Below are 9,997 nucleotides of genomic sequence, written 5' to 3'. Positions count from 1 at the left end.
CTCCTTCGAGCTTTCGACAACTCGAAGATCAGCCGGTGGCCGTTCTTCTATCCGGACACTCACTCCGACGCCGGGACAAACACCCGGATCAGGTGGGAGCCCATACACCACTTCTCAGGACGCAACCGCCGGACAGTGCGGACACCTCGGTGGCACGATACGGAGGCCGCTGCCGTTACCGCGGTGTCTGCCGGTCCGGCAACCACGTACACGTCGATTTCATCAACCGACGCGGATACATCTTCCGCACCAACCACTACCGGTGGTGAGCTGACTCAGAGTGTGCCGGGGTGGTCCGGATTTCCGGGCCGCCCCGGTGCGCAGTCAGGTGTTGTACTAGATCAGCAGAATTCTTCGAAATACAGGAGTACTCGGCCGTCCGGCGAGAAGAATTCATATGCCTGATACGTGTTGAACTCGGGGGAATCCAGCCGGTCCTTAAGATTTACCCATTCGGCTTCACGGCCGTCGCGCGGCACACGCCGCAACACTTCGCCGGCCCCCTCCCCGATGATCATTTCGTGCGCAGTCCCCATGAGCCGCTTGGCCAGGCGTGGGTCCAGGGGGCCCCGCGTCCGTGTCCACAGACACCCCTGTTCATCCGTGAGCTCTCCCGAGCCGGCCGGAGAGAATCCAGAGCCACCCTCGGGGCCGTCAGCGGAAGAGTCCGGCCCAGAGGGTGTCGTCGCAGCCACCACGTCGGCAAAGCCGGTGGCAGGTGATCGTCGTCGCGGCATGAGGGAAAGTCTTGCAGGCGTCGCCCCCACGTGTCCCTCGCCGTGGGTGGGCTTTCCCGCTGGGCCTGTCAGTCCCGGATGACCAAGGCGGCAGAGAAGAGGCCCGAACACAAGTAGTCGCCTCGGTGGAGCCCCTGGGCTCCACCGAGCGCCCTGGCTCTACCGAGCGCCCTTGGCTCGACCCACGGACTCCAACCTGTGGCAAGAGGCGACCGTCTACCGGTTCAACCGGGCAACCGTCTGGACCACGAGTTGCGCACCCCCGCCCAACGGCCCACCCCGCCCCCAATCTCCGAGCCCCCTGCCGGAGTCCCAACCTGCGGTCAATCTTGCCTGGATTTCGCCGCAACTCAGTGGTGTGTTTCACCCGTTCGCGGGTTCGTGGTTGGGCGCGCCCCTTGGGATGGCGAGGAAGCGCCGGGGCGGCGGAATCTCGCCCAGGCCGAGGAAAAATGCAGGTCACGCCCCCTCATCCATGGCCCTGAAAGGTGAGCGGCCAACCACGGGTTCGAGCCGTACGGGGGCACCCAAGACTTGGCTGGTCCCCTGTCAGGGCCTTGGGGCCTAGCGGTCGTCGGTAGGCATCAAGGTCGACACCCGCGACCGTGTGCCCTGTGGACCGGAAGCTGAATGACGCGGAACTCGATGAGCTGGTCGAGCAGGCCACCGTGGACGCCTACAGCGACGATGAGCAGCTCACCGGCCTCTACACGATGCTCGCCGAGCATCTGGCCGTCCCGTTCAAGACAAACGTTCTCGGGGTCGAGGTCACCGTGAAGAAGGTGGACCTGCTGCCCGGCAGCCAGATCGTGGCGGTCTGTACGCGAGGCAGGCACCGGCAGGCGATCGGCATTCTCGACCTTCCGTTGCCAGATCCAGCGCCCGACGGGTCCGAATGGATCGAGGCCTACCGGCATTGGGGACCGTGAAGGCACCCGGGTAACAACTCTCCCCAGACACTTCCTCGTTATAGCAAGGCGTGCGCCCACCTCCACGTCAACGGAGTGCGCCGCGTGAGTCAGTGCCACCACATCACAAAGTGAGTCGTTTCATGACCGAGCAACAAGAGGGGCAGAACTTGGACCAGGCGTGGGAAACACGGCGGCGCCGGGCCGGGATCATCGCGTTCCTCGGCGGCCTCGTCGCCACGCTCGCCTTCTTCGCCCTGTTCCCCGGACTCCCGCACGTCCTCGACTGGGGCGCCATTCTCATGTCCCTCGCCGTGGGCGGGCTTGCCCGCTGGGCCTGTCAGTCCCAGATGACCAAGACGGCGGAGAAGACGCCCGAACACAAGTAGTCGCCTCGGTGGAGCGTGGAGCCCTTGGTCTCCGCGCTTCACCGAGTGCCCTGGCTCTGCCCAGAACTTCAACCTGTGACCAAGTGCCGACCGCCTACCGGTTCAACCGGACAACCGTCTCGATCACGAGCTGCCCACCCCCGACCAACGGCCCACCCCGCCCCCAATCTCCGAGCTCCCCGCCGGGGGCACTCGCCTGCGCGGCACAAGTGCAGGTCAGTGTCCTGTTTGGGCGCCGTTCCAGGGGGCTTGCTCGGCGTGGCGGGCGCGTCGGGGCCCTCGCCGCCGCGAACGGCCGTCACCGTCGCGCTCGGCAACCCCACTAGCCGTTAATTAGTCAGGTTTTACTGAGTGCCCGTCAGCGATTCCGTATATACGCAGGCCAGCCCTTGTCTGGGATTCTGCGCAGGTAGGTGCCGCCAGGGCCACCCAGGACATGGGATCGCCGGGTGGGGCCTCGCGGGCACCGTAAGACTCACAGACCGTGTTCGTCCATCAGCCGCATCAGGGTTCACTTGCGATTCTGGGTGGTGCGCAGGGCAGTGAGGTACACGGCTACACGGCGAACGCGTCCTCCGCGCCCAGGCGGCGGTGGACGTCTCGGACGCTCAGCAGAGGCCGACGATCTACTCGTAGACCGTGTTGCCGGTGTACTTGGTCAGCGGTTCGGCCAGGGCGCAGGTAGACGCAGAGTGCGTCTGCGGGACGGGTGGCCCGCGCCTCGTCGGCAGGGTGAGCCTCCCCCGGAGGGGGTACCCCCAGCCGGTCATGGGCGCCGGTCTGGGCAGCCGCCTGCCAGGCAGCGGCCCCGTCCTTGTCGTCGAGCAGGGCGTCGACCAGGACGGGGCCGCCATACCAGCCCAGTTGCCACTGCCTCGCGTCGGTACGCAGCAGGGCCAAGGCTCCCTCGCGCTCGGCCGGCCAGCAGTCGGCGGCCCGCGCGGCGGCGCGCAGTTGCTGGTACGCGAGCAGGGTGCGGCGGGCACCGAAGTGGTCGCGGCGCAGGGCGACGGCGTCGGCGGGCCGGCCCGCCTGCGCATAGCGGTCGCAGAGATAGTCGACGAGGGCGGTGTCGACGTCGCTGAGGTCCCGGGCGTCCCTGGCTCCCTCAATGCCGCGCTCCGCCCAGCTCACGGCCTCGGTCGCGGCGCCGGGTGGCGTCAAGCTCGCGGGCGATGACCAGGTGCGCGTGGCCGTTCGGTGAGAGGTCGGCCGCATGCACAGCGATCACCGCGTCGACATCGCCTCCCGCCTTGGCCGGACGCTCCATCAGATACTTCTCCGCCCAGCCGCGACGGTTGCCCCGCCATGCCCCGACCGCCAGCTTCCTCAGGAAGGCCATTCCCCCTTCGCCGAGGACCTCCTCGTAGGTGAGCGGATCGATGTCGGTCAGGCCGTCGTCGACGTCCCCATGCGCATGGCCGACCAGCCAGCGCGCGAGCTCCTCCGGGGCGGGGAGCGCCGCACGGCACGCGTCGAGATGGGCGTCGGTGAGGTCGGCACCGACCTGCCCGAGCCAGCCGTCGGAGTCGTCGACGCTCTCCACCGCCTCGGCCAGCAGCCGCATCGCCTCCCACGAAGGGCGCGTCGGCAGCCTGGCCCGAGCCGGTCAGCGCGCCGATCGCGGACACCGCCTGCCCGGCCTGTTCGGCATAGGCGCGGGCATCGGCGTACCTGACCTACCCGCACTGCACGAAAGGACCGATGTCGAGCAGATCGCGGATACGGGACCGGACCGCGACAAGGTCCCCGCGGGCGTTCGCGGCCCGCAGCTCAAGGCAACGCCGCAACTGCCGGTCCTCGCCGATCTGTTCCCGCAGCAGAACGAGCAACCGTCCTTGGACGAGGCAGAGGGCCGGCCCGCTGGCGATCGACGTCGTTCAGCCCGAAGCGCTCGCGCGCGACGTCCAGCACGTCCTGGAGGTCGACCCGCTCGCGGTCCTGGTTGGAGCTGGAGCGGCAGCGTGGGCATGCGGCGGGTGAACGTCCGCCGGGTGGCGCTTATCGCGATATCCGCCGGCTCCCGCAGCTGGGGCGTCGACATGGGCGGCGTGCCGCTCGGCGGCCAGGCGCTCGTGCCGGCGCCGGAGGAACCCAGGGATCACGCGTCATCCTCGCCCGCGTACGGCTGGACGTCGCCGCAGTATTGGCACGTGCTGCCGCGTGGGAGGCCGACGGGCCGGTCGCCGCAGCGTGGGCACGTGCCCCGTTCCAGCACCGGGCCCGTGCAGGCCGGGCACGCGTGCCCGTCCGGTAAGTGCTGCCACCCCCGCGGTCTCCACGGCGGTGCTGATGTTCTGACGGTCGCCCAGGTCGAAAGGGTTGTTCTCGTAAGCGGTGACGGGTGTACGGGCGCCCTTCAGGGGTGGAGGCCTGCAGGTCCTGCCGAGCGTTCGACTCGCTGGAGTAACAGGGAGGCGGTTCAAGAGCTGCAGCGGGAAATCGCAGGTCAACGCCTGTGATGGAACGTCCTGTGATGGAACGTCCCGTAGCTGGCACTGTGATCGGCGCCCGGGGTTGCGCCGCTAACTGCCACACCTCGCACAGTGCCGTCTGACAGCCGGGGGAAGCCCGTCCGCTCCAGCTCGCATCGCGACTGCCGTCTGCCCTCTCCCACGGTCAGGAGGTGTGGGGCCCGTTCCTGCCCACGCATGTGGATGCCGCATACCTGAACAAGGAGTACGACATGACGACGACCGACCCGGCCTCGGCCTCGCCGCACGACGAGGAACCGGAGCCGCCCCGCAGCCCGGACCGTCTACTGCACTGGCTCGTCACTGGCGCGCTCACTGTGGGATGCGTCGGCTACGTAGCGCACGAGCATCCGGGCGTACGCGAGGCACTGGGGGCCGCGATCGATTGGGTCGGCGTGCTGTTGACTCTGGTACCAGCGGTCCGTCGTCCATAACGACGACCGCCACGGCCGGGGGTAGCAGCCGCGGTGACTGTTACCCCGTCTGACCTTGCAATTCAGTGTGAACGGCCAGCTCGGTACCCGCCCCGCCTTTCCAGCTCAGGGCGCGTGCCGGATCAGTGAGACGCGTCCGTTCGGGCCAACTCGCCGGTTCACAGGGACAACTGGCGTTCCTCCCCTTGTCCGACATCAGCCCACGGTGCCATGCTCACGACGCATGTTTGCGTAAACAGGCGTCGGATGTGATGACGTCCGGGCACCGACCGATCCGGCCTGCACAGCACACGACAGAGGGGATCTGACCCAGACATGCCCAGACCTGGAAGGGCGGCGGCAGTGGTGCTGACCGCCGCCTTACTGACCGGCCTGCTTCCCGCCGTCGCGGGGGCCTCCGCACCAGGAAGCGTCGCCTCGCGTCCCCAGTACGACGCCATCCCGAACGGTCAGACGTACTACGACACGAACGGCGACCCCATCGAGGCCCACGGAGGAGGCTTCCTCAAGAGAGGAGACACCTACTACTGGGTGGGTGAGGACAAGTCCCAGGGCAACGCCCGGTTCAACGGACTGAATCTGTACAAGTCCAAGGACCTGGAGAACTGGCAGAAGGTCAAGCAGATACTCACCGTGGACTCCGAGGACACCCGCGGCAACAAGATCCTCACCCACGCGAAGGTGGAGCGCCCGAAGCTGCTCTACAACGAGAAGACGAAGAAGTACGTGCTGTGGGGCCACTGGGAGATGGCCGCGGACTACTCCGCCTCGGAAGTCCTCGTGGCGACCTCCAGCACCGTCGACGGCCCTTACACGATCACCTCGAAGGGCCATTTCCGCCCCGGCGCGGGAAACATCGAAGCGGACGCGATGGGCGACCGCGTCGGGCAGCCGGTCGAGGACTTCGACACCTCGGCCAAGGACACCGCGAACAAGAAGCACGCCTACAAGCCCGTGCAGGCCGACTATCCGGCAAAGATCCTCCAGTACAAGGCCCCGGACGCCCGCACCCCCGAGAAGCTGGGTTACGTCGGTGACGACGACTACGGCACCAGCCAGGCCGGCAACTCGTGGACGTACCAGCTGAACGACATCACGCACGACACGACCGTGAAGGCCAAGGCGGTCCGGATGACCGGCTTCGACACGTCGGCGTACGACCGGTACGTGAAGGACTACAACGTCTCCACGCGCGACTACATCGTGCGGTACCCGACGGCGACGGCGTCGGACACGATGACCGCCCGGTACACGATCGGTGACCCGGGGACCTCCCACGATCAGCTGGTGGCACCGGTGGTGTCCCCCACGCTGAAGGAGTCGTCCGATCCGTCGGTGGTGCTGGTCAACAGCCAGGACGTCGCGTTCGTCACCAGCGCGACCGCCGACGCCGTCTCGTACTTCACGACGGACGGGTCAGACCCGGCCGCCCCGGACAACACCCAGCGCCGCAGATACCACGACGGAATGCGGATATCCCTGGCGGGCGCCCCCGGCAAACGGACCGTCGTCAAGGCGGTCACCGAGAAGGACGGCAAGGCCAGCGAGGTCACGTCGGTGACGTACCAGGTGGCCGAGAACGCCTCGGACGTACCCGTCTTCGCACCGGTCATCAACCGTGTCCCCGGCACGTACGGCACCTTCGGTTACAAGGAGCTGCGGATCTTCTCCCCCTCCTATGGTGCGGAGACGTACTACACCATGGACGGTCAGGACCCGGCCCCCGCGCGGAAGGGCGACAACATCGGGTACGGCTCACGTGACTTCACCGTCCACCAGGACGAGAAGACCGGCGAGGCCTACCTCGTCACCGCGCAGGACCACATCTACATGCGGGTGTGGAAGCTGAACGACTCCTTCACGGACGTGGTGCCCGACAAGGAGTACGACATGTATGTCGGCGAGCACCGCGAGGCTCCCGCCCTCGTCCGCCACGGCGGCAAAAGCGGCAAATATGTCTACCTCATGACGTCCTACCAGTCAGGCTGGTACCCCAACCAGGCCCAGTACGGCCGTACCGAGGACCTGGACGCAGGCTTCCGCGAGCCGCGGGACGCGTACGGCTACCGCAACGGCCAGAAGGCATGGAGTTCACTGCAACTCGTCGGCGACAACACCACATACGGTTCCCAGCCCACCAAGATCCTCAACATCGGCACCGACAGCAAGCCGAGTTACGTGTACATCGGCGACCGCTGGCGCCCGGACCTCCTGCTGAAATCGACGTACGTGGCCATGCCCCTGACCATCAGCGACAGCGGCAACGGCGGCAAGGGCCTGATGAGGCTCCACCCCACCCCGCGGCTCGACCTCGACACCAAGAACGGCAAGGTCAAGCAGCCGGACTGGAAGCTGCTCTCCCTGAACAAGCCGGTGACCGCCTCTCCCAAGGTCCGTGCCGCCCTCGGCGCGCCCACCGAGAGCCAGAGCGACTGGGAGACCACACCCGAACAGGAGAAGACCGGGATCTACCGGCATTACGACGCCACCGAGGCCAACGACGGCAAGGACTGGGACGTCAGCGTCTACGACGACACGGAGCAGTACTACAAAAGCGCAGGACTCCCCTTCTCCTGGCAGGTCGACCTTGGCAGGCGCAACAAACTGGCCTGGATCGGGCTCTCGTTCAAGACGGTCGGCGGTTCGGACAACGTCCACCGCTACGCCGTCTCCGCCAGCACCGACGGAAAACGCTGGACGGAACTCATCGACAACACCCAGAACAACCGGGTCGGCCACCAGAGCCATGAGCTGACCGGTTCGTACCGGTACGTCAAGCTCGATGTGTACAAGTCGTTCGACCTCGCACACGGCAAGGACGCCGACTGGTCCCGCGGGCTCTACGAGGTCTCCGTCTACGGAAAGTGAGAACGGAGTGCCCAGCCCAGCCGTGGCGGGCCTGGCCGGCCTTGCCCGCTGGGCCTGTCAGTCCCGGATGACCAAGACGGCAGAGAAGAAGCCCGGACACAAGTAGTCACCTCGGTGGAGCCCCTGGGCTCCACCGAGCGCCTCGACTCTGCCCCAGGACTTCAACCTGTGGCCAAGCGCCGACCGCCTAACGTCCGGAACACGAGGCACACGCGCAGCTCGCTCTGTGGCGCTGAAGGTGCACCCGAAGGCGGCTCAGCGGATCCTCCGGCTCGGCGGATCGCCACGATGAGCGATCGGCAAGCTGTCCGACGCCATGGGTGGTACCGGCTGAGGCGGTTGCGGCACTTCGCGCTGTACGCCCCTGAAACGCAAGAGCCCCGGATCTCGCCGGGACCTTACTGGGACCTCTCACCTGTGCGTGCCGGCGACCACTTTGGCAGAATTCGAATCTGCAACCTTCTGATTGTTCGAACTACCGCATGAACTACGTCGGAGATGAATACAACGACCGTATTACCTCGTGAAAGGCTTGCTAGCCGGCCTCGATCATTCATGGGGTTCGTCAGCTTGCCGGCGGACCCTTTGCGGTGAGTACTGGTGGGGACTTTCGGAGTCTGGGCAGGTTGGGTGCCCGGCTGTCACGTCGGGTGTGCGCCGGGTTCCACGCTCCGTTGGGCTCGTGTTGCCCGCAGGGGCGGGAAGGTTTTGTCAGCCGGGGTTCGGGGGCCGTGGAGCCGGTCCAGGACGTCGGTCACGTCGAGCCAGGGCCGGTGCTCGGCGAGGTGGAGGTAGCGGCGGCGGCCGGTGGTGACGAACTGGGCGGCGGTGGAGCAGAGCCGGAGCCGCAGGCGGCGGGGCTCCCAGAGCCGGGCGGTACCGGTCAGGACCAGCAGGGGCATCCAGGCTGTCCACGGTCAGGTAGTTACGGCGTTTGAGTGCGGCCTCCGGTCAGCACTGCCGCCGTGAACGTTCCGCCTGGAGCCCGTGTGCGGCGGCGATAGGGTCCGCAGTGTGAGCGAGTACCAGTATTACGAGTTCCAGGCCCTCGACCGTCCGCTCAGTCCCGAGGAACAGGAGCAGCTGCGGGAAATCTCCACCCGGGCCCGGATCACCGCCACCAGCTTCACCAACACCTACAACTGGGGCGACCTCAGCGGGAATCCGCGCCGCATGGTCGAGCGCTACTTCGACGCCCACCTGTACGTCACCAACTGGGGCACCCACCGGCTGCTGCTCCGCCTGCCCAAGCAGGCCCTGGACCTGCCCATGGTGAAGCCGTACTGCCTGGACCACCAAGTTGACGCCTGGACCACCCGAACCCACCTCCTGCTCGACCTGACCAGCGAGGACGAGGTCGGCGACTGGATCGAGGGCGCCGACGACTCACTGGCCGCCCTCATCGGCGTACGCGACGAACTCGCCACCGGCGACCTGCGCCCCCTCTACCTCGCCTGGCTCTCCGCACTCTCCGCCTGGGAACTCGAAGACGACGGCGAAGCGGAGTACCAGACCTGCCCGGAGCCGCCCGTCCCGGCCGGGCTCGGCGAACTGACCGCCCCGCAGCGTGCGCTCGCGGACTTCCTACGCGTGGACGACGACCTGCTGACCGTCGCGGCCCAGGCCAGCCCCGCCGCACCCAAGAAGTCGGCCAGACCCACCAAGAAGGAACTCACTCCGCTCATCGCCGCTCTGCCCCAGAAAGAGAAGGACGCTCTGCTGCTACGGCTCGCCCTCGGCCCGGAACCAGGACTGCACGCCGAACTCCTGCACCGCCTGCACGGCACCACTGCCCCGGCCACCGCCCCCGGGCGCCACTCCGCCGCCCACCTCCTGGACGCCGCCCACACACGGCGCACCGAACGGCGACAGCGCGCCGAACAGAAACGAGCCGCGGCCCGCGCCCAGCACCTGACCACCCTCGCGAGCGAGGCCGAATCCACCTGGCAGCAGATCGAGGCGCACATCACCACCAAGAAGACCACTGCCTACGACCAGGCCGTCACCCTCCTCGTGGAACTGCGCGACGCGTACGCCCACACCGGACGGAGCACGGACTTCCGACAACGCCTCAGCAACCTACGCGAGGAGTACCAGCGCCGCCCCGGCCTCATCCAACGCCTTGACCGCCACGGCCTGCGGTGACACCCCACCGCCGGCACGCCAGGAGAACCCGGTACCACCGCA

The 9,997-nt window shown here is 67.3% G+C and carries 9 protein-coding genes and 1 pseudogene; 5 read left to right on the top strand and 5 right to left on the bottom strand.

What is annotated here, in order from left to right; translation table 11 throughout:
• Positions 1-341 precede the first annotated feature (341 nt).
• On the bottom strand, positions 342-518 hold the full coding sequence (locus EF387_RS46855) for a hypothetical protein (protein ID WP_155589807.1): 177 nt from the start codon (positions 516-518) through the stop codon (positions 342-344).
• Between the two features lie 833 nt (positions 519-1,351).
• Between EF387_RS46855 and EF387_RS38415 the strand changes: the two genes are divergently transcribed.
• Both EF387_RS38415 and EF387_RS38410 read left to right on the top strand, forming a co-directional pair.
• A complete protein-coding gene (locus EF387_RS38415) occupies positions 1,352-1,666 on the top strand; it encodes a hypothetical protein (protein WP_128381235.1) in 315 nt (104 codons plus the stop codon).
• A gap of 122 nt (positions 1,667-1,788) precedes the next feature.
• Positions 1,789-2,034, top strand: a complete 246-nt coding sequence (locus tag EF387_RS38410; RefSeq protein ID WP_128381234.1) for a hypothetical protein — start codon at positions 1,789-1,791, stop codon at positions 2,032-2,034.
• 555 nt (positions 2,035-2,589) lie between these two features.
• Here the strand turns inward: EF387_RS38410 and EF387_RS50210 are convergent.
• The 3 genes from EF387_RS50210 to EF387_RS50200 form a co-directional block, all read right to left on the bottom strand.
• Positions 2,590-3,198 carry a hypothetical protein gene (locus EF387_RS50210; protein WP_420802673.1) on the bottom strand — a complete coding sequence of 203 codons (609 nt, stop codon included), beginning with the start codon at positions 3,196-3,198 and terminating at the stop codon, positions 2,590-2,592.
• Complete coding sequence (locus EF387_RS50205; RefSeq protein WP_420802672.1) at positions 3,143-3,601, bottom strand: hypothetical protein; 459 nt, start codon at positions 3,599-3,601, stop codon at positions 3,143-3,145. The genes EF387_RS50210 and EF387_RS50205 overlap by 56 nt, the downstream gene beginning before the upstream one ends.
• 112 nt (positions 3,602-3,713) lie before the next feature.
• Positions 3,714-3,866 (bottom strand): hypothetical protein, encoded by a 153-nt coding sequence (locus tag EF387_RS50200; protein WP_420802671.1) that lies wholly within the window; start codon positions 3,864-3,866, stop codon positions 3,714-3,716.
• Between the two features lie 854 nt (positions 3,867-4,720).
• On the opposite strand from EF387_RS50200, the gene EF387_RS38400 reads away from it, so the two are divergent.
• Complete coding sequence (locus tag EF387_RS38400) at positions 4,721-4,942, top strand: hypothetical protein (protein ID WP_128381233.1); 222 nt, start codon at positions 4,721-4,723, stop codon at positions 4,940-4,942.
• 315 nt (positions 4,943-5,257) lie between these two features.
• Complete coding sequence (locus EF387_RS38395) at positions 5,258-7,810, top strand: discoidin domain-containing protein (RefSeq protein WP_128381232.1); 2,553 nt, start codon at positions 5,258-5,260, stop codon at positions 7,808-7,810.
• 711 nt (positions 7,811-8,521) lie between these two features.
• On the opposite strand, the pseudogene EF387_RS38390 reads toward EF387_RS38395, so the two are convergent.
• Positions 8,522-8,718, bottom strand: a pseudogene (locus EF387_RS38390) (IS1380 family transposase); the annotation flags it as partial.
• Between the two features lie 106 nt (positions 8,719-8,824).
• Here EF387_RS38390 and EF387_RS38385 point away from each other — a divergent pair.
• Positions 8,825-9,955 carry a hypothetical protein gene (locus tag EF387_RS38385; RefSeq protein ID WP_128381231.1) on the top strand — a complete coding sequence of 377 codons (1,131 nt, stop codon included), beginning with the start codon at positions 8,825-8,827 and terminating at the stop codon, positions 9,953-9,955.
• The last annotated feature ends 42 nt before the right edge of the window (positions 9,956-9,997 follow it).

The organism is Streptomyces cavernae, from assembly GCF_004023625.1.
Taxonomy (GTDB): Bacteria; Actinomycetota; Actinomycetes; order Streptomycetales; family Streptomycetaceae; genus Streptomyces; species Streptomyces cavernae.
This window is presented reverse-complemented; position numbering and strand designations above follow the sequence as displayed.